General features: G+C 64.7%; 20 protein-coding genes and 1 pseudogene. 10 read left to right on the top strand and 11 right to left on the bottom strand.

The window, feature by feature from the left end; all coding sequences use genetic code 11:
- Nucleotides 1-41 precede the first annotated feature (41 nt).
- On the top strand, nucleotides 42-1,262 hold the full coding sequence (locus PMN64_RS21485) for an acyltransferase family protein (protein ID WP_411782055.1): 1,221 nt from the start codon (nucleotides 42-44) through the stop codon (nucleotides 1,260-1,262).
- A gap of 23 nt (nucleotides 1,263-1,285) precedes the next feature.
- Here the strand turns inward: PMN64_RS21485 and PMN64_RS21480 are convergent, their stop codons facing one another.
- Both PMN64_RS21480 and PMN64_RS21475 read right to left on the bottom strand, forming a co-directional pair.
- On the bottom strand, nucleotides 1,286-1,975 hold the full coding sequence (locus PMN64_RS21480) for a sulfite exporter TauE/SafE family protein (protein WP_411782070.1): 690 nt from the start codon (nucleotides 1,973-1,975) through the stop codon (nucleotides 1,286-1,288).
- A gap of 320 nt (nucleotides 1,976-2,295) precedes the next feature.
- Entirely contained in the window at nucleotides 2,296-3,276 is a 981-nt protein-coding gene (locus PMN64_RS21475) for an AraC family transcriptional regulator (RefSeq protein WP_411782054.1), read from the bottom strand.
- Between the two features lie 134 nt (nucleotides 3,277-3,410).
- Here PMN64_RS21475 and PMN64_RS21470 point away from each other — a divergent pair, with 134 nt between their 5' ends.
- A complete protein-coding gene (locus PMN64_RS21470) occupies nucleotides 3,411-3,986 on the top strand; it encodes a VOC family protein (protein WP_411782053.1) in 576 nt (191 codons plus the stop codon).
- Nucleotides 3,987-4,149: 163 nt separating this feature from the next.
- Here the strand turns inward: PMN64_RS21470 and PMN64_RS21465 are convergent, their stop codons facing one another.
- Nucleotides 4,150-5,532: a TAXI family TRAP transporter solute-binding subunit gene (locus PMN64_RS21465; protein WP_411782052.1), complete on the bottom strand. Its 1,383-nt coding sequence runs from the start codon at nucleotides 5,530-5,532 to the stop codon at nucleotides 4,150-4,152.
- A gap of 138 nt (nucleotides 5,533-5,670) precedes the next feature.
- On the opposite strand from PMN64_RS21465, the gene PMN64_RS21460 reads away from it, so the two are divergent.
- The 3 genes from PMN64_RS21460 (at nucleotide 5,671) to PMN64_RS21450 (ending at nucleotide 8,315) form a co-directional block, all read left to right on the top strand.
- On the top strand, nucleotides 5,671-6,726 hold the full coding sequence (locus PMN64_RS21460; protein ID WP_411782051.1) for a glycosyltransferase family 4 protein: 1,056 nt from the start codon (nucleotides 5,671-5,673) through the stop codon (nucleotides 6,724-6,726).
- A 33-nt stretch (nucleotides 6,727-6,759) separates the two neighbouring features.
- Nucleotides 6,760-7,449 carry a methyltransferase domain-containing protein gene (locus PMN64_RS21455; RefSeq protein WP_411782050.1) on the top strand — a complete coding sequence of 230 codons (690 nt, stop codon included), beginning with the start codon at nucleotides 6,760-6,762 and terminating at the stop codon, nucleotides 7,447-7,449.
- 248 nt (nucleotides 7,450-7,697) lie between these two features.
- The gene (locus tag PMN64_RS21450; RefSeq protein ID WP_411782049.1) at nucleotides 7,698-8,315 is read left to right on the top strand and encodes a hypothetical protein; all 618 of its coding nucleotides are present in this window, start codon (nucleotides 7,698-7,700) and stop codon (nucleotides 8,313-8,315) included.
- Between the two features lie 408 nt (nucleotides 8,316-8,723).
- Here PMN64_RS21450 and PMN64_RS21445 read toward each other — a convergent pair whose 3' ends face one another.
- On the bottom strand, nucleotides 8,724-10,388 hold the full coding sequence (locus tag PMN64_RS21445; protein ID WP_411782048.1) for an aminotransferase class III-fold pyridoxal phosphate-dependent enzyme: 1,665 nt from the start codon (nucleotides 10,386-10,388) through the stop codon (nucleotides 8,724-8,726).
- Between the two features lie 34 nt (nucleotides 10,389-10,422).
- On the opposite strand from PMN64_RS21445, the gene asd reads away from it, so the two are divergent.
- Complete coding sequence (asd, locus tag PMN64_RS21440; protein WP_411782069.1) at nucleotides 10,423-11,289, top strand: archaetidylserine decarboxylase; 867 nt, start codon at nucleotides 10,423-10,425, stop codon at nucleotides 11,287-11,289.
- A 121-nt stretch (nucleotides 11,290-11,410) separates the two neighbouring features.
- A complete protein-coding gene (locus tag PMN64_RS21435; protein ID WP_411782047.1) occupies nucleotides 11,411-12,211 on the top strand; it encodes an NUDIX hydrolase in 801 nt (266 codons plus the stop codon).
- Here the strand turns inward: PMN64_RS21435 and PMN64_RS21430 are convergent, their stop codons facing one another.
- Entirely contained in the window at nucleotides 12,212-14,017 is a 1,806-nt protein-coding gene (locus PMN64_RS21430) for a winged helix-turn-helix domain-containing protein (RefSeq protein WP_411782046.1), read from the bottom strand.
- 163 nt (nucleotides 14,018-14,180) lie between these two features.
- Between PMN64_RS21430 and PMN64_RS21425 the strand changes: the two genes are divergently transcribed.
- From PMN64_RS21425 to PMN64_RS21415, 3 genes are all read left to right on the top strand, one after another.
- On the top strand, nucleotides 14,181-14,486 hold the full coding sequence (locus PMN64_RS21425) for a nickel-binding protein (RefSeq protein WP_028332582.1): 306 nt from the start codon (nucleotides 14,181-14,183) through the stop codon (nucleotides 14,484-14,486).
- Nucleotides 14,487-14,564: 78 nt separating this feature from the next.
- Entirely contained in the window at nucleotides 14,565-14,975 is a 411-nt protein-coding gene (locus tag PMN64_RS21420; protein ID WP_411782045.1) for a hypothetical protein, read from the top strand.
- Nucleotides 14,976-15,091: 116 nt separating this feature from the next.
- Nucleotides 15,092-15,919, top strand: coding sequence for a methyltransferase domain-containing protein (locus tag PMN64_RS21415; protein WP_411782044.1), 828 nt, complete (start codon nucleotides 15,092-15,094; stop codon nucleotides 15,917-15,919).
- Between the two features lie 92 nt (nucleotides 15,920-16,011).
- On the opposite strand, the gene PMN64_RS21410 is transcribed toward PMN64_RS21415, so the two are convergent.
- The 6 genes and pseudogenes from PMN64_RS21410 to PMN64_RS21385 form a co-directional block, all read right to left on the bottom strand.
- On the bottom strand, nucleotides 16,012-17,574 hold the full coding sequence (locus PMN64_RS21410; protein ID WP_411782043.1) for a FecR domain-containing protein: 1,563 nt from the start codon (nucleotides 17,572-17,574) through the stop codon (nucleotides 16,012-16,014).
- 159 nt (nucleotides 17,575-17,733) lie between these two features.
- Nucleotides 17,734-18,057: a hypothetical protein gene (locus PMN64_RS21405; RefSeq protein ID WP_411782042.1), complete on the bottom strand. Its 324-nt coding sequence runs from the start codon at nucleotides 18,055-18,057 to the stop codon at nucleotides 17,734-17,736.
- Between the two features lie 144 nt (nucleotides 18,058-18,201).
- Nucleotides 18,202-18,816 (bottom strand): inner membrane-spanning protein YciB, encoded by a 615-nt coding sequence (locus tag PMN64_RS21400; protein ID WP_411782041.1) that lies wholly within the window; start codon nucleotides 18,814-18,816, stop codon nucleotides 18,202-18,204.
- 40 nt (nucleotides 18,817-18,856) lie between these two features.
- Nucleotides 18,857-19,675 carry a CPBP family intramembrane glutamic endopeptidase gene (locus PMN64_RS21395; RefSeq protein ID WP_411782040.1) on the bottom strand — a complete coding sequence of 273 codons (819 nt, stop codon included), beginning with the start codon at nucleotides 19,673-19,675 and terminating at the stop codon, nucleotides 18,857-18,859.
- A 92-nt stretch (nucleotides 19,676-19,767) separates the two neighbouring features.
- Nucleotides 19,768-20,877 carry a helix-turn-helix domain-containing protein gene (locus tag PMN64_RS21390; protein ID WP_411782039.1) on the bottom strand — a complete coding sequence of 370 codons (1,110 nt, stop codon included), beginning with the start codon at nucleotides 20,875-20,877 and terminating at the stop codon, nucleotides 19,768-19,770.
- Between the two features lie 152 nt (nucleotides 20,878-21,029).
- A pseudogene (locus PMN64_RS21385) lies at nucleotides 21,030-21,248 on the bottom strand (DUF2147 domain-containing protein); the annotation flags it as partial.
- Between the last annotated feature and the right edge of the window lie 399 nt (nucleotides 21,249-21,647).

Genomic DNA, 21,647 nt, shown 5'->3' with positions numbered 1-21,647 from the left:
CTTGCTGTCCCAGCGCATTGTTTCGGAATGGAGTGGAAATGATGCTGGGGCACACGATCGGCAGCATGCTGGATCGGCAGAAGGGCTTCGGCCCGGGGTTCGATTTTCTCCGTATCGCACTGGCGATTTCCGTCGTCGCCGCCCACGCGCCCTATGTCGCGAGCGGCAGTGGCGACGGCGAGCAGGCGTGGATCGCCTGGTTTCCGCACTACGCCATCCTCGTGATGTTCTTCGCGCTGAGCGGCTTTCTGATCGCGGCGAGCGGGCTGCGGCTTTCCCTGAAGGAGTTTCTCACCAATCGCGGCATGCGGATCATTCCGGCGCTTGCGGTCGAGATCGTGCTGTCGGCACTGATCCTCGGGCCGATCTTCACCGCGCTGCCGCTGCACGACTACTTCACCAATTTCGGCACCTACAAATACTTCACCAACGTCATCGGCCTCGTGAACTACGTTCTGCCCGGCGTGTTCAGCGGAAATCCCGCGCCGGAGGTCAACAGCTCGCTGTGGACGGTGCCGTTCGAATATGGCTGCTACGCGCTGATGACGGTGTTCATCCTGTTCGGCCTGTTGCGCAAGCCGCCGCTCATCGTGCTCGGTGCGCTCGTGCTGGTCGGCATCGGCCTTGCGCTCGCACTCACCGGGCATAGCGCGCAATCGTCGCAACTGCCCGCCGGCGTCGCCGGCACGCTGCATGACAGGATCTTCAGCACGGCGCCGTTCCTCGGACGCGGCGCGAAGCTGCCGGTCGCGTTCATGCTCGGCATCGCGATCTATCTCTATCGTGACCGCGTTCCCTACAACGGATGGCTTCTCGCCGCGTGCTGCTCGCTCTGCGCGGGCGCCGCGCTGCTCGGTCCGGCGGACTGGATGAGCCAGCCGGTGCTCAATCTTCTGATTGCACCGGCGCTGGTCTATATCACCGCCTATCTCGGCGTCTCGAAGCTGCCGCGGCTGCCGCTGCTCTCGCGCGGCGACTATTCCTACGGCATCTATCTCTACGGATTTCCGGTGCAGCAGGTGGTGCGGGTATGGCTGCCGCACGCGCCCGTGATCGTTCAGTTTGCGATCGCGCTGCTGCTGATCACGCTGTTCGCCGCGTTCTCCTGGCACTGGATCGAGAAGCCGATCCTGAAACTGCGCAGCCGCTTCTCGTTCGTGGCGCGCCAGCGCCTTGCGCCGGACGACGCGGTCGCGACGCGTCCAGACATTGCGCCGCTTGCCGTTGCCGCGAACGCCGTCCGCAGCAGGCAGTCCTCCTGACGGGGAGCCAGCACTTTCGCTGTTCAGGAGCTGAGATATCCGGCCAATCCGTCCCACAGCAGCTTGGCGGCGGTGATGACCAGAATGGCGTAGCAGGCGCGGTACAGCGCGCGCTGGTCGAGACGTTCGTGCAGCCGCCATCCGGCCCAGACGCCGACCGGCACCGCCGGCACGCAAAGCGCCATCAGCATCCACAGGCTGTGCGACGGCGTGGCGAGCACGAGCCACGGGCCTGCCTTCAAGAGGTTGCCGACCGTGAAGAACAGGCTGGTGGTGCCGGCGTAAAGCGCCTTCGGCATGCCGAGCGGCAGCAGATAGATCGCAAGCGGCGGCCCGCCCGAATGCGCCACCATCGTGGTGACGCCGGCGGACAGGCCGGCGAACGTCGCCTTGAACGTCGAGCGCGGACGCGGCTTGATCTCGCCGCCGCCGAGAAACCACAGCGCGGCGAACACCAGCAGCATCGCGAGGTCGATGCGCGACCATGTGCTCGGGCGCCAGAACCGCAGCGCGGTGACGTCCATGACGACGAACAGCGGCGCCAGCAGCGCGCCCGCCGCGATCGGGTCCATCGCCAGCGACAGCAGCGGGATGCCGACGATGGCAAAGCCGCCGCCGAACGCGCCCTTCATGAAGGCAATCAGGAAGACGCCAGCCAGTGCGACCGCGAGCACGAACGGCGCGGGCAGGTCTGTCATGGCGGAGGCGAGCATGGTGGTGTCGTCGGAGGCGTTGCGATCGCGGGCAACATTGGCGGCGCGTGCTTGTGCACGCAATCCAAACATTGCTCTCGGTGCAATTGAAGCCTGCGCGCCGCTTGCGGCGTGGGCTTCGATTGATGCGAACCGGCGTGCAATTCGCTCGAAAGCACTCGAGGGGTGGACTTATTTACTTTATACGGAACTTCAGCCTGATCGACACAAGTTGAACGAAGGTCAGGTCGTTGGCGGCAAGTTTGGTGTTAGCCCCATTATGTACACGTTTGAATTTTGTCGTTCATGACCCAACTCGGACACGGTCGAATAGCATAGATTCATTCGGGAGCTGGCGATGATTTGCCTCTTCGCCATGAACCCGGTGGTACGCCAACATGTTTCTTGAAGGCGCGGTTGAAGGCTGCCTCGGATTCGTAACCGACCTCCGCTCCCACCTGTGCAACGCTGATGCCTGGGATGACCAGATGTCGGACAGCGAGTTGCATGCGCCAGCGGCCGAGATAATGCATCGGCGAAACACCAACATAATGTGCGAAGCGATCGGCAAAGACTGATCGCGAAAGGCCGACTTCGCGAGCAAGTTCAGCGAGCGTCCATGGCTTTTCAGGACTCCCGTGGATGAGCCGTAGCGCATGTCCAACCTGTCGGTGCTTTAGCCCGGACAGCCAGCCCTTCGAATCTTCAGGGAGATGGATGATGTACTGGCGGACGACTTCGACGAACATCAGCTCGGCAAGCCTGGCGAGCAAACTTTCACTACCGGCGCCGCCGCGACCGGCCTCTTCGGCTGCGAGCCGAAGCAGGTTGGATAACCAGCCCCGCGCTGCAGCAGACATTTGGCTGAGCAGCATGCGGGGCAGCGCTTCGAGCAACGGATTGAATGGCCGCGCATCGCAGCCGAAATAGCCGCAAACCAGGTGGCAGTAGTCGGCGCTGTCGTTGTCGAGACGGGTGACGATCGGCAAGGGCCGATCTTTCGGCCGCGCGTAATCCTGGAGGTCTGGAAGACCGCGCATGCCCGGCGCGGAGCTCAGGACGTTGGCATCACCCATCGGGTAGATGACGATATCCCCCGCATTGAAGCGCATGGACGAATCAGAATTCCCCGCCAATCCGGCCCAGCAAGAGCCCGACAGGATGGCGTGGAAGCTGATCACATGTTCGGCCTCCGGCATGACCATCGACGCGATGGCGGCCGAGGGCGGGGACTCTCCGACCCAAGGCGCGTGAAGATGGCGTTCGAAGAAGACAGCGCCGGTCAGACGCACTGTCTTCAGCACATCTGAGAGAACATCCATTGCGGCGCCTCCTCGTCTCGGACGATCGAGCAAGAAAAGCAGACAGGGGAGCATACCAGTACAGTCGCGCACGGGGTACAAATTGCAGCACCAGAAGCCTTTTCAGGCCCGAAAAACGCCAGGGAAACGCTGCCATGGAATCAGCGGAGACAGCAAGCGAGCGGCCGGCTGCGCCGGTTAGCGTGAACCACATCGCGCTCAACGTTCGCAACATGGACGAGAGCCATCAGTTCTGGACCGAGGTGGTCGGATTACGGCTAGTTGGTGAATTCCGGCCGCGGCCTGGCCGGCCGCCAACCCCGAGAATGTGGTTCTATAGCGGTACGGACATCGGCGGCGTCCATCACCATGATCTTGCGCTCGTGGAGAATCCGAACCTGCCGCCGCCACCCGCGGAATGGAAGATGTGGGACTTGCCAATCGCGATCAATCATATCGCGATTACATTTCCGACCCGCGAGGCTTGGCTGAGCCGGCTCTCGTATCTTCAGGCCAAGGGCGTGAAGTTCGACCGGCGCATCGACCACGGGATGACGCACAGCCTCTATATTCATGATCCCAACGGCTACGGTGTGGAGCTGGTGTACGATCTCCCGCGCGAAGTCTGGGAGAACGACATTGATGCTGCATTGAACTTCGCCGAGCTCCGGCCGAGCGAAGGCGCAGAGGCGCTGATAGATCGCACTGACGTTCCAGTGTTTGGCGTATAGGCGAGAGCTTCGTCCTACCCGCGGTAGGCAAAAACCTCGTCCGCGAAGGTCTGCTGTTGCCCCTTTTGCGACCTCCGGCGAAGTCCGCTATTTGACCGCTACTGCGGACAAGCGGACATCAGGGCGCGCCTGACTCAAGCACCCCGATTTATAAGTCGATGCTCTAGCCGGCGCGCATCCGCGGCAGGCCCGGCTTGTCGCCGTTGATCACGGCGCGGCGGTCGGAGACGGCATGGTGGAATTGCTCGAGCGTCAGCCCGATCACCGAGAGGTCGCCTTCCTCGATTGCGCCGTCGTCGTAGCAGTCGAGCGCCTCGCGCAACAGGGCATCCGCATCGCCCTGCATGGCCGCGAGCTGCTCCGGCGTCTCGGCGCCGCGCACCTGCGAGATCAGGGTCAGCAGATTGTCGCGATGGGTGATGTAGTGCTCGCGCTCGTCGCGCTTCACGTAGTGGCGCAGCCAGGCGCCGGCCGAGCCGAGGCCGGAGAGCAGCAGGATGCCGCCCCAGATGTAATCGGAGTATTTTTCAAGGAAGGTGCGCTCGGTGCCGTCGATATAGGCGGCCGCGCCCTGATGCGCCGGCAGCGCGGCGTCCTTGTCGGTGTCGGGCTTCTCGATCTTTGCCGCCGCCGGCAGATCGCGCGCGACCTGGAGGCGCAGCGTGAACAGCTGCCGGTCGAGCGCGCCGACGGTCGCCTCGCTCAGCGCATGTTGCGCGATGATGAGGTGATTGACGCTGACGGTCTCGACCTTGTCCTCGGGCCGCGCCGGCGACGAGGAGAAGATGCTGCCGGCGATCTCCTCGGACTCATAGCGCGGATGCTTCTGCGCGATCGCTTCCGAGACGTCGATCGGGAGGAAGACCGGCTCGCCGCGCGCGGCCGCCGTCGCCGTAATCGCTTCCGCCGTTATCTTGCTGTCGAGCGGGCCGACGGTCATGTAGGCATCGAGCGAGGGGTCGCGCGCGAGGTCGGCGATCTTGTTGACGGCGAACTGGCTGACCGCGACCTTGTCGGGGTTGACGCCGGACTCGGTCAGGATCACACGCAGCAGCGTGACGTTGGCCTGGGTGCTGCCGACCACACCGACCTTGTGGCCGGCGAGGTCGTCGATGCTCTTGATCTTCGCGGGCCGCCGCTTGCCCTTGGCGCCCGAGGGCGCCCACAGCACGACGACATTCTTGCGCAGGATCGCAACCGACTCGGCGCTCGCGGGCAGATCGAGGTCGCCGCGCACCACCGCGAGGTCGACCTTGTTCGCCGTGAACAGCGCGATGCTCTCGGCGGAGCCCTGCGTCGTGACCGGCTTCAGCCGCACCGAGCTGCCGTCGTGCGTAAAGGCCTGGGCGAAACCCTGGATCAGCTTGACGTCCTCGCTGCCGGTCGGGCCGACCGCGATCGCGAGCGTCACCGGACGCAGCGCGTAATACAGCGCGCCGGCGGCGAGACCGAACACAAGCATGCCGGCCGCAAGGATCAGCAGCGACGAGTTTCGTCGCCTGAGCCTGCGGCGCTTGGCGCCGGGATTTTCACTCTGCTCTGACATCTGACTGTCACGTTACACGAAAAACCGGCCGTTTGCCGGGAAAAACTACCTAACATTTCGATGACGTCATACGTTTGAAACATCCATGTCAGAACGTCGTGCGAGCAGAATCAAGATTAACGATTTGGATCTCCTGCAATGCGCATACTCGTTGCGACCGATGCCTGGCATCCGCAAGTCAACGGCGTGGTCCGGACGCTGACGTCGCTTGCGCGCAGCGCAGCCGGGCTCGGCGCCGAGATCGAATTCCTCACTCCCGACGGTTTCCGTTCGGTCGGCGTGCCGACCTATCCGGGCCTGCGCGTGGCGCTGCCGAACCGCCGCGAGATCGCGCGCCGGATCGAGGAGGCTGCGCCCGAGGCGATCCACATCGCGACCGAAGGGCCGATCGGCTGGGCGGTGCGCGGTTATTGCCAGCGCAACAAGCTCGCCTTCACCACATCCTATACAACGCGCTTCCCGGAATATGTTTCGGTCCGCACCGGCATTCCCGACAGCGTCGGCTATGCGGTGCTGCGCCACTTCCACGCCGCCGGCTCGATGACGATGGTCGCGACCGACTCGCTGCGCACCGAGCTCGCCGAGCGCGGCTTCCGCAGGCTCGGCTTCTGGACCCGCGGCGTCGACACCGGGATCTTCAATCCGGACCAGCCGGCGGTGCTCGATCTGCCGCGGCCGATCTTCATGACCATGGGCCGCGTCGCGGTGGAGAAGAACCTCGACGCCTTCCTGTCGCTGGACCTGCCGGGCTCCAAGGTCGTGGTCGGCGACGGCCCGCAAAGGGCGGCATTGGAACAGAAATATCCCGACGCGATTTTCCTCGGCGAGAAGAAGGGGCAGGATTTGACCTCGCACCTCGCCGCCGCCGCCGTCTTCGTGTTCCCGAGTCTGACCGACACCTTCGGCGTCGTGCAGCTCGAGGCGCTGGCTTGCGGCACGCCGGTCGCGGCGTTCCCGGTCACCGGCCCGAAGGATGTCATTGCCAACCATCCGATCGGCGCGATCGACAATGACCTGCGCAGCGCCTGCCTGCGCGCGCTGACGATGTCGCGCGCCGACTGCCGCAATTTTGCGCTGGAGCGTTCCTGGGAAAACAGTGCGCGTCAGTTCATCGGCAATCTGGCCACGCTGCATCCGAGCCGCGCGCCGCGGCCCGCCCGCCGCGTTGCCGGCCGCAGTGCGGTTCCGAATTAACAGCTCAATCGAACGAGAGACGAGAGACGATCTATGGCTGAAATCATCAAGCTGGGTGCCGACCGTTCCCTGGACTTCGACCGCGAGACGGTCGAGCAGGCCTATGACCGCTGGGCGCCGATCTACGACCTCGTGTTTGGCGGTGTGTTCAGCAAGGGCCGGCAGGCCGCGATCCAGGCCACCAACAAGATCGGTGGCCGGGTGCTCGAGGTCGGCGTCGGCACCGGCATCTCGCTGCCGCTCTACAGCCAGAACGTCCGCATCTTCGGCACCGACATCTCGGAAGCGATGCTGGAGAAGGCCAAGAAGCGGGTTGCGGAGCGGGGCCTGAAGAATGTCGAGGGCCTCGCGGTGATGGACGCCGAGAAGCTCGAATTCCCCGACAATTCGTTCGACGTGGTGATGGCGCAGTATGTGCTGTCGGCAGTGCCGAACCCCGAAGCCGCGCTCGACGAGTTCGCCCGCGTGGTGCGTCCGGGCGGCGAACTGATCATCCTGACCCGCGTCAGCGCCGATGCCGGCGTCCGCCGCTTCATCGAGCAGAAGCTGCAGCCGGTGGTGCGCCCGCTCGGGTTCCGGACCGCCGAATTCGCCTGGTCGCGCTACACCAAATGGCTCGCCGGCGCACGCGGCATGGAGCTCGCGGAGCGCCGCCTGATTCCGCCGCTCGGCCACTTCTCGCTGGTCCGCATCCGCAAGGCGGACGTGGCGAAGGCCGCCTGAGAGGCGGCGTAGTCACCCTTGATCCTCATGGTGAGGAGGCGCACTGCGCCGTCTCGAACCATGAGGCCACGGTGTCGATCCTCGGCCTCATCCTTCAAGACGCTTGCTGCGCAAGCTCCTCAGGATGAGGGGAGAGGTTGAAGTTGCGTCAAGGCGTCGCTCCGCATTGTCATATGTCATTATGATGATGTCACACGCGATACATCGAATCCCTGTAAATCCTGTCCTGAAAGATGTTGGGGGAACCAATGATCAAGAATTTCCTGCAAGAGCTGCGTACCCAGCGCTGGGATGACCATCGCTTCTACCATCACAGCCGGATCAACCAGAGCCTGCACTTCGTCAGCGCGCTGAGCTTCCTGTTTGCCTATGCGATGCTGTTCTTCGATCCGGTCGTGTCGGCGCTGGTCGGCTGGCTGGTCTCGATGACCTCGCGCCAGGCCGGTCACTTCTTCTTCGAGCCGAAGGGCTACGACCACGTCAACCAGGCGACCCACGAGCACAAGGAAGACATCAAGGTCGGCTACAATCTGCAGCGCAAGGTCGTGCTGATGGCGATTTGGGCGCTGTCGCCGATGGTGCTGTACTTCGATCCGACGCTGTTTGGCCTGTTCAAGCCCTGGGTCACGATGGGCGACTTCACCCGTCAGGTGGCCAAGATCTGGCTCGTGGTCGGCGTCGGCGGCCTCCTGTTCCGCACCATCCATTTGTTCTTCATCCGCGACGTCGAGACCGGCCTCGTCTGGATGACCAAGATCATCACGGACCCGTTCAACGACCTGAAGCTCTATCACAAGGCGCCGCTGTTCCTGATGAAGGGCGAGCTGATCGATCCGGGTCTCGAGAAGCACGTCAAGCACGCCTGATCGTTGCTCCCAGCGTCTTCAAACTGCGTCATGCCCGGGCTTGTCCCGGGCATCTACGTTCCTAAGGTTACGGCGGATATTCACTTGTTGAGCGCTTTCGACCGCGCGCGCACTTCACCTCGCCCCGCTTGCGGGGAGAGGTCGGATTGCATCGATAGATGCAATCCGGGTGAGGGGGGCTCACCGCGAGTCCGTCTGTCACCGATTTTGTGGATGCAGCCCCTCACCCCAACCCTCTCCCCGCAAGCGCGGGGCGAGGGAGTAGGAGGGCCGCGCGTTGCCTCAGCGCCTGAACTTCACGGTGACGACCTAAACGCCGTCATTCCGGGGCGATCGCGCCAGCGAGCGAACCCGGAAGCTCGAGATTCCGGGTTCGATGCTGCGCATCGCCCCGGAATGACGGCGGGCTCAGCGGCCGAACCTCACGGCGACCATCTCCTTCAGGATCTGGCGCTTGATGTTCTTGTTGGTGAGGCCGGGCTTATGCCACCACCAGCCGTCGCGCTTCATCTTCTCGGCTGCCGCGACGAAGCGGTCGCTGACCTCGGCGAAGTCGGCGTCGGTGTAGTTGAGGGTGAAGATCAGACGGCCGGTGCCGACCCAGCTCAGCGCCAGTCCCTCGGCCCGCAGATAGTATTGCAGCATCCAGTTGTAGCGGGACGGCTCGGTGTAATAGACGGTCCAGATCGACGAGATGTTGCCGACGCGAACCTGAAGGCCCGCGGCCTTGAGCCGGTCGTTGAGCGTCTTGGCACGGCCGTTCCAGGTCTCGTCCAGCCCGTTGTAGATCGAGCGGAAGTTCGGGCTGGCGAGCCGGCTCAGGAACTCGTCCATCGCCGTCATCACATAGGGATGCGAGTTGAAGGTGCCGCGGGCAAAGCAGATGTCGGCCGGGCGGTCGTCGCGGAAGCGCCGCATCAAATCCTTGCGGCCGCACACCACGCCGACCGGAAGCCCGCCGGCGAGGCTCTTGCCGTAGATTGCCATGTCGGCCTTGACGCCGAAATATTCCTGGGCGCCGCCGGCGGCGAGGCGGAAGCCGACGAACACCTCGTCGAAGATCAGGACGATGCCGCGCTCGGTGCAGACTTCGCGCAGCTTCTTCAGCCATTCGGTGTAGGCGGCGCGGTCGTATTTGGAGGAGCGCGAGGAATCGACCAGCGCGGAATCGCCGGGCGCGTTGGAATTCGGATGCAGCGCCTGCAGCGGGTTGACCAGCACACAGGCGATGTCGTTGCGCGTCCGCAGCACGTGCAGCGTTTTCTCCGACATGTCGGCGAGCGTGAAGGTTTCGTGCGGCGACACCGGATTGCCGACGCCGGGCTGCACGTCGCCCCACCAGCCGTGATAGGCGCCGGCGAAGCGCACGAGGCGCTTGCGCCTGGTGTGGTAGCGCGCGAGCCGCACCGCCTGCATCACGGCCTCGGTGCCGGACATGTGGAACGAGACCTCGTCGAGGCCGGACAGCTCGCAGAGCCGCTTGACGTTGTCGGCAATGACCGGGTGGTAGGGGCCGAGCACGGGGCCGAGCGCGTGCGCGCGCTTCTCACCCTCGGCGATGCACTCCTTGTAGAAGTCGTTGCCGAAGATGTTGACGCCGTAGGAGCCGGTCAGGTCGTAGAACACATTGCCGTCGACGTCGGTGACAGTGACGCCGCTGGAGGCCTCGACGAACGCCGAGGTGCCGAGATGTTCGCGCACCAGGCGGCTGTACTGGAACGGCACGCGATAGGTTTCGGTGAACTGCAGGTCGGAGATGCGCTCCGTCACCTCGGTGGTCAGCGCGCGACCCTTGGGGTAGCGATCCCCGTAGAGGCCGGCGAGGCGGAAGAAGCCGTCCTGGCGCTGCATCGCGACGTCCTTCGGCGCGCCGTCGGAGCGGAAGAAGTCGTCGATGTCGAATTCGTAGTGCGGGACCATGCGCGCGACCATCTTGGACATCTTGGAATGTCCGGTCAGCGAGCGGTGCTTGGCACGTGACAGCGCGATGCGGGCCTGAATTTTGGGGAAAGCTGCGGCGGCGCCGGCAAGCGCGGCGGCGGACAGCGAGAGAATCGGAAGGGATGTTTCCATGACAGAAGCGCTAGCCTCAGCACCTAACAGATTCATGACAGTCAAGGGCCTGATCTCGGCATTCACCCAGCAGGAAGACCTCAATTTCCTGCTAACCAACCGGATTCCGCGCGCCGCGCTGACCCGCTTCATGGGCTGGTTCTCCAAGGTCGAGAACCCCCTGGTGCGCGACGCCTCGATCGCCTGCTGGAAGCTGTTCTCCGACCTCGATCTGTCGGAGGCCAAGAAGACGGAGTTCAGGAGCCTGCACGATTGCTTCACCCGCGAGCTCAAGCCCGGCCTGCGTCCGGCCGCAGCCGATCCCGCCATCATCGCGAGCCCGTCGGATGCGATCATCGGCGCGCATGGGCGGATCGAGGACGGGCAATTGTTTCAGGTCAAGGGCGCGCCTTATTCGCTGCTCGATCTGGTCGGCGATCCCGCGCTGGTGGAGCAGCACCGGAACGGCCGCTTCGTCACGCTGCGGCTGACCTCGAGCATGTATCACCGTTTCCACGCGCCCTATGATCTTGCCATCGACAAGGTGACGTTCATTCATGGCGACGTCTGGAACGTCAATCCGATCGCGCTGAAGCGGATCGAGCGGCTGTTCTGCAAGAATGAGCGCGCGGTGCTGCGCGCCAAGCTTCCAACCGGCGAGGCACTGACGCTGGTTCCGGTCGCCGCCATCCTGGTGGCGAGCCTCCGCCTGCATTTCCTCGACATCACGCTGAACGCGCAGTCGCGGGGCCCGGTGGATTTTCCCTGTGACGCGCATGTGAAGAAGGGCGATGAGCTCGGCTGGTTCGAGCACGGCTCGACGATTATCGTGCTGGCGCCCGGCAATTTCGAAATCTCTGACAATGTCGCGGAGGGAACGCGGATCAAATGCGGCGAACCGTTGCTGCGAAAGCCTTTATAGGCTTGTTTCCATCGCGCTCATCGTTTGAGCATGAAAACCGGCTTCCACTTTTCGAGATCATGCTTAGAATGGTCGGGATCGTCGTGCGACGATCCTAAATCGCAAACCTGATGGACACGAGATGGCGCGGACGCCTGTTCTGGCGGCGGGAGGCATTGTGCTGCGGCGGGAGACACCGCCGCGCTTTGCCGTCGTGCGCCTGCGCAAGCGCAATGAGTGGGTGCTGCCGAAAGGCAAGCTCGACGACGGCGAGACGCCGCGCGCCGCCGCCGAGCGCGAGGTGCTCGAGGAAACCGGCCACGACGTCGACGTGCACGAATTCCTCGGTACGCTGGTCTATGATTCAGGCGGCCGTTCCAAGGTGGTGCACTACTGGCGCATGGATGCCGGCGGCAAGCCGGTGCGGTCGCTGATGAACGACATCCGCGAGGTGGACTGGCTGCCGCTCGATGCGGCGCTCGAGCGTCTGTCGCGCGGTTATGAGCGCGCGTTCCTGGAAAATGTCGGACCGATCGCGTTGCAGGCCGCGGCGCTCGCCGAGCGCGAGCGGCGAGCGCGGGCAAGGGCCGTGGCCGCAGAGCGCCGGCGGAGTCGCGAAGCCGCAGTGCCACAGGTCATCGACGAGCAGGAGGTCGCCGGTGCGCCTGATGTTGCCGATGCGGCTGCCCCGGCGGAGACGCCGGCCATCGATCAGCCCCCGCTGGCGCAAAGCGAGCCCGATCCGCCGGCCATGGCGCCGCAAGACGTTCCGGTGGCCGCGCCCGATGCAGCTGCCGAGACCGAGCGGGGCGCCGAGACGGTGATCCCTGAACAAGCGCCGCCATTGGTGCACGAGGTCGTGCCCGCCGGCGCGGCACCTCAGCCCGCGCCGCGCAAGAATCTGATCGAACGCGTGCGCGACTGGCTGCGTCGCGCGGCGTGATCATCCGCACATCTGACGCCGTGCCGTTGGCTGCCAGGCCTCAATGTCGCGCTGCAAGGCAAGACACTCGGCAAGACGCTTGGGCGAACCCAGGTCACGTGCCAGAAGCTGTGCCGCATGAACTTCGGCCATGGCGCCGCGAACGTCTCCATGCTCCAGCTGGAGGCTGGAGATCTGAAGCCTCAGCCGCACGATCTGAACCCGCCCTTCGATGCTGGACCACAGCTGGCGAGCGAGATGGAGATGCCGCATCGCTGTTTCATGATCCTGCCGGGAAAGCGCGAGGATCGCCTGCGCTTCGTTGGTGAGCGCGCGGATCGAGGGCATCGGCCAGCGATCCGGACTTCCCGAAAGTTCGCAGATCAATGCCTTCGCTCGGGCGGTCCGATGCGTGTGTGCGGCAACCAGCGCCAGATGCGCGAGCAGAATTCCACGCCGCTGCAGCGTCCACCAGGTCTTGCCGATCAGGCTCCGCTCGAGGCCGGCATAGGCGGCCTCCGCTTCGCCTCTTGCGAGCAGCAGCATGGCGCGGCCCGGTTCCGGGCACCAGCCCAGCGTGTAAGCCCTGTCATAGGCTTCGAGAGCTGCGTCGTCATTGCCGATCGCCGCCAAAATATCGCCCAGCACCCGGTTGGCATCGCCCAGCGACCAGGGCGCATCGCTGGTCAGGCGCGCGAGCGCGTCCTGAATGCGCGCCAGCGCTTCGTCGAGCGAGCCCCTGATGCCGAGCACCTCGGAGCGGTGCAGCTGGCATGAGCCCGTCAGTTCCATGCCGCCGCCCGAACAGAAATTCTGGTAGCTCCGCGTCCACTGGTCGGCGCGTGCCCAATCTCCGAACATCCGGGCCGCCCAGAGGATGTTGCAATAGAGGTTGCCGCCCATGATCGGGTCCAGATTGTTGCTGGACAGCGCAACTGCGGCGGCATGGTCCTGATCGGCCAGTCCTCCGTGTGTGTCGCCGAGGCACAGCCGATAGAAGCCGCGATAGGCCAGGCTCAGCGCCTCGATATTGATCGCATCCTTGTATCTGACGGCGGTGTAGGCGGCGTCGGCCAACGCGAGTGCCTGTTCCGGCTCGCCATCGAAAGCAGCCAGTTTCGACTTCATCCATAACACCAGGGCCGCCGTCGGGGGATCGTCGAGCGTTGAAGCCCAATCCTCCGCCCGCGCGAGCCAGCCCTTTCCGATCGCTGCCTGGCCGCTTTCGAAATGCAAAGCCGAGAGTGCTATCGCGTCGACCGTGGCGCCTGCCGCGTCACCGGCCTGGCTGCGTGCGGCGACCGCGCGAACCAGAATCGGAATCGCTGCCGTGGCCCTGCCGAGGCACTGCAGGGCAAGCGCCCAATCGTGGAAATCTTCAGCGTTGAGCTGGCCGCTTTCATCCGCGCTCGCGAACAGGGTCGCTGCCTGCAACCACAATTGTCCGGCCGCCGCGCGTCGGGCGAGACCGATTGCACCGACGATGCCATCGACTTGCTTGGGGTCGATGCGTTCCGGCTGCCTGATCTCCGACTCGAGGAAAAAGCGATAGCCTTTGCCCGGCAGATTTCGGATCGCGCCGTCCATGCCGCCGTTGCGGAGCGCGGCGCGCAACGCACTCACCGCCCGCTGCAGCGAGTTGTCGGTGACCGTCACATCCGGCCAGACGGCTTCGAGGAGTTCTTCCTTGGAGATGACCCGCTCGCGGTGTCGAACCAGATAGATCAGCAGATCGAACACACGCGGCTGCAATGGGACCTCTTGGCGCGCGCACAGCAGCACGCGTCCAGCTTCATCAAGCTCGAACAGTCCAAATGAGAATGCCATGTGTATGAGTTGGGGCTCGGCGGAAAAGGTTCAGGCAAAGATCAGACAAAGATCAGGCAATGATCAGTCCGCGGTAAGGACAGTCGGCATCGACGGCGTCTATAGCTCATCATGGCTCGCCATGAGCGCCTGCCGTTCAATAATTGCAACCGAGGAGATTTCGATGGAACTCTATGTCATTCGCCGTCCGAGCGCCTGGGCGAACATGAGCGAGCTGGAACTCGCCGGCGCGACGTCCGCCAGGATCGGCGACGAGCAGATGCCGGACCGTGTCCGCTGGATCCGCAGCTATGTGGTGCATGAGGCGGATGGTCGCATCGGCACATTCTGCATATACGAGGCGCGTGACGGTGACTCGATCCGGGAGCATGCGCGCTGCGTCGGCATGCCGGGCGAGGAATTCTACAAGGTGGCGGCGACCGTGGTCGTGCGTGGTGATCCGGTCCAACCGCCCATTGCAGCCGAATGACGCCTGCGCGGCGTCGCATGGCGTATCCCGGCCAAACCTGATCCGGGACGCCATCACACTTCGATCAAGGAAACGATTATGTCGATTTCATTCATGGAATCCATTTCAAGTCCGGTACGAAGGCATTTTTCCTTCCTGCTTTTGCGGATCCGCCGGATCGTCAATCAATCGGTCGCAGGCATGCTCGCACATCGCGAGCAGCAGGCCAGTCGCCTGATGCCGCGCGAGGCCGGCGGCCGTCAGCCGAAGGGCGCCGGCAGCCGCTGCTCGGGGCCGGTCGTGCGAAGCGCACTGCTCGGGCTGGTGATCGCGGGTTTGTCCTCACCCGTGTTCACCAGAGCGGAGGAGCCTGTCGTTCGGGAGCATCGTGCAGCTCCGGCGCAGCAGGCTGCCTCGACTCAGCGTAGCAGCCACGGCTGCAGGCATCGCTCGGATTGGAGCATAGTTGCCGCATCGACCATCCCGGTCCTGCTCGACCGCCGCACGTAGCGCGCAGCACATTTGAAGTCATTGCACCGCTCGACGCCGTTTTGGCGCAATTTGCGGACTCTCGGCGAGGCCGGCGGCCTCGCCGAGAGCCGCATCACATTTCAAAGGAGATGCACATGAACGTTCAGACCGAAATGCCGACCATCGATCTCGCCGCCGTCAAGGCGCGCCAGCAAGCCACCTGGAGTTCGGGCGACTACGCGATCGTCGGCACCACGCTCCAGATCGTCGGCGAGATGCTCTGCGAGGCGGTCGACCTGCGCAGCAATCAAATGGTGCTCGACGTCGCCGCCGGCAACGGCAATGCGACGTTGGCCGCGGCGCGGCGCTTTGCCGACGTGGTCTCGACCGACTACGTCGCGGCGTTGCTCGAGCGCGGCCGCGAGCGGGCGGCCGCGGAGCGTCTGCCCGTCACGTTCCTGGAAGCGGACGCGGAGAAGCTGCCGTTTGCCGACGCCAGCTTCGACGTCGTGCTGTCGACCTTCGGTGTCATGTTCACCGCCGATCAGCAGCAGGCGGCGAATGAATTGCGCCGCGTCTGCCGCATCGGCGGCAAGATCGGACTTGCGAGCTGGACGCCGGAAGGGTTCATCGGCCAGGTGTTCAAGACCATCGGCAAATATGTGCCGCCGGCGCCGGGCGTGAAATCTCCCGCGCTGTGGGGCACCGAGGCGCATCTCGGTGCCTTGTTCGGCGCGCAGGCGACGCTTGATGCCAAGCGCAGGCACTTCAATTTCCGTTACAGGTCGCGCGAGCATTTCCTCGAGATCTTTCGCACCTATTACGGTCCGGTGCTGAAGGCATTCGGGGCGATCGATCCGGTCAAGCAGCAATTGCTCGCTGCCGACATGTTCGGCCTGATGGACCAGTTCAATATCGCCAGGGACGGCACGCTGGTGATCCCGGGCGAATATCTGGAGGCTGTGATCACCAGACGCGGCTGATCTGCCGCTCGCCATTGGTCGATCTGCGCGTGGCGCCGGCGTTCTCGCCGGCGCCATTCGCACGTTTGATCGACAATGATGCGATCGCTCGGTTACTGACGCTTGTCCCTGGGCGGAGGCTTCGCGCCGCGCGGCGGAGGCGGCGCGCGCCGTTGCTGGAAGCCTGGACGCGCCTGCACCGCGGGCCGTTGCATGCCCGGACGCACGCCCGGTGCGGCCTGCTGGATGCCGGGTCGCATCTGGCCGGGCGCTTGCGGCACGGGCTGCGCGGTGCCTTGGCGCGACGCGCCCGATTGACCCGGCTGGGTCGCTGGTGGTCCTGGCTGGCGCACGCCGCCCGGCGTCTGTGTGCGGCCGGGCTGCAGGCCGCCTTGCCGTGCCGGCGATCGTTGTTCGCCGGGTTGCGTCGCGCCGCCTTGGCGCGCGGGCTCTTGCGTGGGGGTTTGGCGCGTTGGCTGTTGTCCGGCTGGCGTTTGGACGCCGGGCGCATGCGGCAGCGTCGCGCCGCCGGGTTGGCCGGGCAGCGCATGCTGTGCGCCGCCTTGCTGCTGCGTGCCGGGCTGCTGCGAGCCTTGCCGGCCAGGCGCGCCCGGTTGCTGGCCGGGACGGTTCGGCTGACCGGGCTGCTGCATCTGGCCCGGACGGTTCTGCTGACCCGGCTGCTGCGGGGCGTTGCGGTTCTGGCCCGGCAGGCCGTTCTGGCGCTGCGGATTCGGCTGCACCGGCTGGCCGCGGTTCGGATAGGGCGCGGCCGGATTGGCCCTGCGGAAGTCGGGATTGGCGCGGCGGAAGTCGCGCTGCTCGGTCACGACCTGACGGCCCAGCGTCTGCGCGCTATGGACCTGGCGTACAAAGCCCTGGTCGCGCGTGATCTGTTGCGGCGAGATCGTCAGCGGCACCGCGGCGAAGCGGGCGCCGCCGGTGCCCGGACGAATCGCAAAGCCGCTCGCGCCGCGCGTCAGCACGCCGAGCGAAGCGCCGCTGCGGTCGTTGACCTCGATGCGGCCGACATGTCCATCGGCGTCGGGATAGAGCTTGATGCCGACATTCCTGCTTGTCGCGGTGGCGCCTTCGGGCACCTCGACGAGGCCGGTGGTGCCGCGGATGCCGAGCGTCGCGGTCGGGGTCGAGATCTTCATGTCGCCGGTCTTGGCGACCGCGGCGGCGACGAAGGCCGCCGTTCCCTTGGTGACGTTGAACAGCGCACTGTTCTGCTGGCCGCCGTCCTCATAGACATAATTATCGATCGTGATCCTGGCATTGGCGCGCAGGTTGAAGGTGGTGCCGTCGTTGAAGGTGATGCCGAGCGAGGAGGTCGCCGATGTCGCGACCTCGTCATTGGCAAAGATGTCGTCGCGGATCTGCAGCGGCGTCGCCGTGTTGTTGCGCGTGACGGTCGCGGCTCCTGTCAGTGTTGCCACGTTGCCGATCGGCTCGGGCGCCGCGGGCTGCGCATTCGCGGCCGGCGGCGGCGTTGCAGGCGCAGGTGTTGCAGGAGCAGGCGTAGCCGGCGTCGGACTCGGCGCCGGGGCGGGCGCCTGTGCAGGCTGCGCTTGTGCGAGCTGCGTCAGGTCCGGCGCGGCATTGGCCGTTGGTTGCCAACCGATCGTGACGCCGGCGCCAAGCAGAAGCGCAAAGAGAAAGCTGCGGCGCATCACCATCGATTCCCGGGGAGGCAGTGGGCACGGCAATTGAGCCGCGTCAGGCTGAATGCCGGATGAACGGTCCCGCCTGGTTGTCATGACGAACCGAAACGATCAAGCACTGCGCTCCGTTGCCGGAAGCGCGGTGCCTGGTCGCTGTTGGGGTTTTGTTTAGCCGCGCTTGTGAGGAGTGATATTGAGCGGTTTCGCCGGCTTGGCCGCGGGCGCGTAGCTCGCGGGTTGCGCAGCCGCCGGCGGCACGTAGTGGAACACCGCCTTGCAACCGTCGCTGAGCAGCGCGCGCTGGCGGATCATGCAGGCGGTGACGCGATCGACATCGGGGATTTCCGAGCTGCACAGCCGCATGGCGTCGCTGGTGCACATCTGCTGCTGCTCGTCGGTGTAGGCAAAGGACGCCGAGGTCAGCAGACCGAGCGTGAACGCGGTTGCCGCCAGCAGTTTGCCGTGACGAAGCGCGGAAGCGGTGAAAGCCATCATGTCCCCCTTGTGATCGCGCCGAAGCAGCGCGTTGTCGAAGCCATCACTAGGCAGGCTTGGTTTCGGCAATTCTTCGTCGCCAGGGCAAAATGGTTTCGTCGCGCGGGCCGTTTGTTTCGTCAACCACATCCCGATCGGGGGTTACGGCGCCGCGGGCGCCGGTGCCCCTTCGAGCGCAAGCACGGCCTCGCGCTGGGCCTCCGGCATGGCGCGGATGCGGCGCCTCGCGGTGAGGCGGAGCGCGGCAAAGCCGCCGAGGAACACCACGACCTTGCTCACGATGCCGAAGATCGGCATCACGACGGCCCATGTCGTGATCTCGCAGGTCAGCGCGACGAAGGCGTTCACACCGGCAGAGGCGAACATTAGGGCGGCCCAGGCATAGCCGACCTTGACGGCGACATCGGGCACGACTTTCTGTGCGATCTCGGGCAGGTAGCGGTTGAGCCAGCCGGGCTTCAGCATCACGACGCCGACGATCGCGTAGATCACGCTCGGCTTGAACAGCACGAAGCGCGGGTCATGGGTCAGCAGCGTGGCGGTGCCGGCGGCGACGACCAGGAACAGGCTGAGCCACTCCATGGTGTCGATCCGCTTGCCGCGCACCATCTGGACGCCGATCTGCACGACGCCGAATGCGATGCCGAGGCCGACCGCGAGCGCGGTGTTGTGCGTCAGCAGGAACAGAACCAGAAAGACAAGCGTCGAGGCGAGGTCGAGCGCCAGCAGCCTTGCCGCGGTAAGGAAGTGCTTCATCCTTGGTTAAGCTCCGCTTTTGTTCGCTGCCGCATGACGATCAAGAGAAAATGCCGGGATGTATTGCAGGTGCGATCCGTTTGATCAGCGGCAGGATCAGGACTGGCTGTGCGTTGAACAGGAAGTGGGTGAGCCACGCCGGAGTGAGGGAGCTGTATCGCAGGCGGATCGCGAAAAGGATCGCGCCGAACCCGATCATGACGGTGCCCCAGACGAGACCGAGCGGGAGGATGTGATTGGCTCCGAACAGCAGGCTGCCTGTCAGCCAGATCGTCGGATCGCCGAAGCCTGCGCGACGAAGCCAAGCGACCAGCAGCCCGCGATAGAGGATCTCCTCGCATAGTGGAGCAGTCATCACAAACAGCAGGATGTAAATTGCGGTTGCATGCGCACCATGGAAGTCGATCCGCGCTTTCCCCGGACCATTGCCACCGGCGATATCCGACAACCAGTGTGTCGCAATGGGCGCGCCGTACATCGCGATCACGAACCCCGCCAGGCTCGCGGCCAGGGCAGGCCAAGTCAGTCCGCGAAAGATGAATACGTTGCGGCGCAATCCCCGGCGCGACGACCAGAGCCACGCCGCTGTCACGCTAATCCAACTGCCGGCGACATAGAAGGCCATGCCAAGGAGCTGAAACTCGGCTCGTGTCGGCATGTCAACGGGCAGGCCACGGACGATCTGCCAGCCTGCGAGCGCGAATCCGGCTGCTGTGGTCAGGATGATCGCCAATCCGACGGGCGCCAGGACCATTGCGAGAACAACAATTCCCTCGCGCCAACCGGGCGTGGCCGCACCGACTTGGAAGGCGGTGGATTCGATCGGCGCGGGTAGGCGGTCGGACATGATCTCGTTCATCTGCGATGCCCGGAAAAGCCAAGCGTCGTGGCCCAGCTAGCGCGATTCAGCTGCCGCTAGCCTATCGATTTTCAAAATCGAGGAGCGAAAAGTCAGTTCGAACGGAAGATTTCCGCGTTGCCATCCACGTTTTGCCCGCCCGCCGCCCGTCGGCGAAACTCGCTCGGCGTCAGCCCGGTGTCCGCCTTGAAGGCGCGGTTGAACGGCGCCAGCGACTGGAATCCGGCGTCGAGCGCGATTGTCAGCACCGGCACCTCGGCCTGGCCGGCATTGGCGAGCGCCGCCTTGGCCTCGTCGAGCCGATAGCGGTTGAGGAAGGCATTGAAGTTGCGGTGGCCGAGTCCGTCATTGATCAATGTACGCAGCCGGTATTCCGGCATGCCGAGCCGCGCCGCCAACAGGCCGATGGTCAGCCCTTCCTGCCGATAGGCGCGTTCGGTCGTCATCAGATGGTTGAGGCGATTGAGCGACGCGCGGTCCTGAGGCGATGGGCCGTTGGGTTCTGACGATCCGGACGCCCGGCCGGCCGGGCCGCCGGAGCTCGCGTCGGCAATCGCCGGCTGGCTCTCGGGCGGATCGAACAGCATCGTCCAGATCGACATCAGCGCGAATGCACCAAGGCCGAGTGCGCCGCTCAGGCCGATGGACCGGGTCGGAATTGCGGCCAGCCCTGCCACGGCTGCAAGGGTCATCTGGAGGCCGATGCCGATCACCAGTGCGATCAGGATCCGGCCGCGCGCCGTGGTCACGGCGATACGCCATCCCTTCGCAATTTGCGCGATCCCGAGCCCGGCGAAGGCGATCGTCGCCAGCGCTAGCACGCGGCCGCAGGTCCGGGCGAGATCGGGCCAGATCGTCCAGCAATTGTGGCTCACAACGCCAAGGACGGCGAGCAGCGTCCATACGGCCGCATGCCAGGGCCGCAGGGTAAACCGCTCGTCGAACATCGCACGCGCCCATAGCCAGAAAATCACCGGCGAGCCCATCGCGAAGGCGACGAACGGAGAGCTCCAGCCGAATGTCGACGTAGGAAAGAACGGTGCGGTCGAAACCGCATAGGCTGCGCCGGCCACGCCCATCGCGGCACCGAGATACGCGGCGCGATGCACCGCTGCGTAACGCAGCAGCAGCACCGCGCAAACCACCAGGAACAGCGCGACCACCGCGCCGCGGAGGCCGAGTTCAAGAGCCGTCATCGCCATCGCAAGCCGCCCGCAGGTTCAATTCCACCTCGACACAGCTCTTATAGCGCGCCCGGCGATCCACATGAAGCGACCGCCGGTGGGTAAAAATCTTATGTCCGCTTGCCGTTGGCGCGGCCGGCGGACCTCAGAGCAATCCGGAAATGTCAGACCTAGCTGACCCGCTTCCAGGTCTGGCCGCCGCAGAACATGCCGAAGGCACAGCCCTGCACGCGCATCGCATTCGGGCCCTTCATCGCGATCGTCGAGTCATAGTTGCGGCCGGAATCGGGATCGTGGATGCGGCCGCTCCACTTGCTGCCGTCGGGCTTCATGTTGATCAGGATGCGCTCGTTGCTTTTGACCGAATAGCCGCAGAGATTGGCGCCGCAGATGGCCGACGCAAACAGCAAAGCGCCCGGCGGGGGCGGCCGCCGGGCGCCAAACACTCATGGCCTGTCGAATGGTCTAGAACACGCCGAGAATAATGGCGCCGACGAAGGCTAACGCGATGTACGCGGCCACAATGCTCAGCTTGCTCAGCAGAGGACTCGCGAAATCCATTGGGGAAGCTCCCTCGGTTCACAACGCTGCCCGCATTAACGCCGAGGCTAGCAACTGGTTCCCGGCCGAAAAAGTCAGCCGTGCTGTCGGGCCTTCAGTTCCGGGGCGATGCCGCATTGCGGTGTGCGGCAAACGGACGCCAAATCAAGTGGTTGAAGTGCGCGCAAATATATTCTGAAGCATCGCGAGTATCGACGTGTCACCGGTCCGGATGTTGTCCACCGCCC

Origin of the sequence: Bradyrhizobium sp. UFLA01-814, assembly GCF_046718885.1 — a bacterium.
Taxonomy (GTDB): Bacteria; Pseudomonadota; Alphaproteobacteria; order Rhizobiales; family Xanthobacteraceae; genus Bradyrhizobium; species Bradyrhizobium elkanii.
This window is presented reverse-complemented; position numbering and strand designations above follow the sequence as displayed.

Bases quoted from the DNA above. Each gene is read 5' to 3' on its own strand.
- asd (WP_411782069.1), top strand. From the start codon at position 10,423: ATGACAGTCAAGGGCCTGATCTCGGCATTCACCCAGCAGGAAGACCTC.
- PMN64_RS21445 (WP_411782048.1), bottom strand. From the start codon at position 10,388: ATGGAAACATCCCTTCCGATTCTCTCGCTGTCCGCCGCCGCGCTTGCC.
- PMN64_RS21430 (WP_411782046.1), bottom strand. From the start codon at position 14,017: ATGGCATTCTCATTTGGACTGTTCGAGCTTGATGAAGCTGGACGCGTG.
- PMN64_RS21420 (WP_411782045.1), top strand. From the start codon at position 14,565: ATGTCGATTTCATTCATGGAATCCATTTCAAGTCCGGTACGAAGGCAT.
- PMN64_RS21480 (WP_411782070.1), bottom strand. From the start codon at position 1,975: ATGCTCGCCTCCGCCATGACAGACCTGCCCGCGCCGTTCGTGCTCGCG.
- PMN64_RS21485 (WP_411782055.1), top strand. From the start codon at position 42: ATGCTGGGGCACACGATCGGCAGCATGCTGGATCGGCAGAAGGGCTTC.
- PMN64_RS21460 (WP_411782051.1), top strand. From the start codon at position 5,671: ATGCGCATACTCGTTGCGACCGATGCCTGGCATCCGCAAGTCAACGGC.
- PMN64_RS21435 (WP_411782047.1), top strand. From the start codon at position 11,411: ATGGCGCGGACGCCTGTTCTGGCGGCGGGAGGCATTGTGCTGCGGCGG.
- PMN64_RS21465 (WP_411782052.1), bottom strand. From the start codon at position 5,532: ATGTCAGAGCAGAGTGAAAATCCCGGCGCCAAGCGCCGCAGGCTCAGG.
- PMN64_RS21415 (WP_411782044.1), top strand. From the start codon at position 15,092: ATGAACGTTCAGACCGAAATGCCGACCATCGATCTCGCCGCCGTCAAG.
- PMN64_RS21400 (WP_411782041.1), bottom strand. From the start codon at position 18,816: ATGAAGCACTTCCTTACCGCGGCAAGGCTGCTGGCGCTCGACCTCGCC.
- PMN64_RS21475 (WP_411782054.1), bottom strand. From the start codon at position 3,276: ATGGATGTTCTCTCAGATGTGCTGAAGACAGTGCGTCTGACCGGCGCT.
- PMN64_RS21425 (WP_028332582.1), top strand. From the start codon at position 14,181: ATGGAACTCTATGTCATTCGCCGTCCGAGCGCCTGGGCGAACATGAGC.
- PMN64_RS21405 (WP_411782042.1), bottom strand. From the start codon at position 18,057: ATGGCTTTCACCGCTTCCGCGCTTCGTCACGGCAAACTGCTGGCGGCA.
- PMN64_RS21455 (WP_411782050.1), top strand. From the start codon at position 6,760: ATGGCTGAAATCATCAAGCTGGGTGCCGACCGTTCCCTGGACTTCGAC.
- PMN64_RS21390 (WP_411782039.1), bottom strand. From the start codon at position 20,877: ATGGCGATGACGGCTCTTGAACTCGGCCTCCGCGGCGCGGTGGTCGCG.
- PMN64_RS21470 (WP_411782053.1), top strand. From the start codon at position 3,411: ATGGAATCAGCGGAGACAGCAAGCGAGCGGCCGGCTGCGCCGGTTAGC.
- PMN64_RS21410 (WP_411782043.1), bottom strand. From the start codon at position 17,574: ATGCGCCGCAGCTTTCTCTTTGCGCTTCTGCTTGGCGCCGGCGTCACG.
- PMN64_RS21450 (WP_411782049.1), top strand. From the start codon at position 7,698: ATGATCAAGAATTTCCTGCAAGAGCTGCGTACCCAGCGCTGGGATGAC.
- PMN64_RS21395 (WP_411782040.1), bottom strand. From the start codon at position 19,675: ATGAACGAGATCATGTCCGACCGCCTACCCGCGCCGATCGAATCCACC.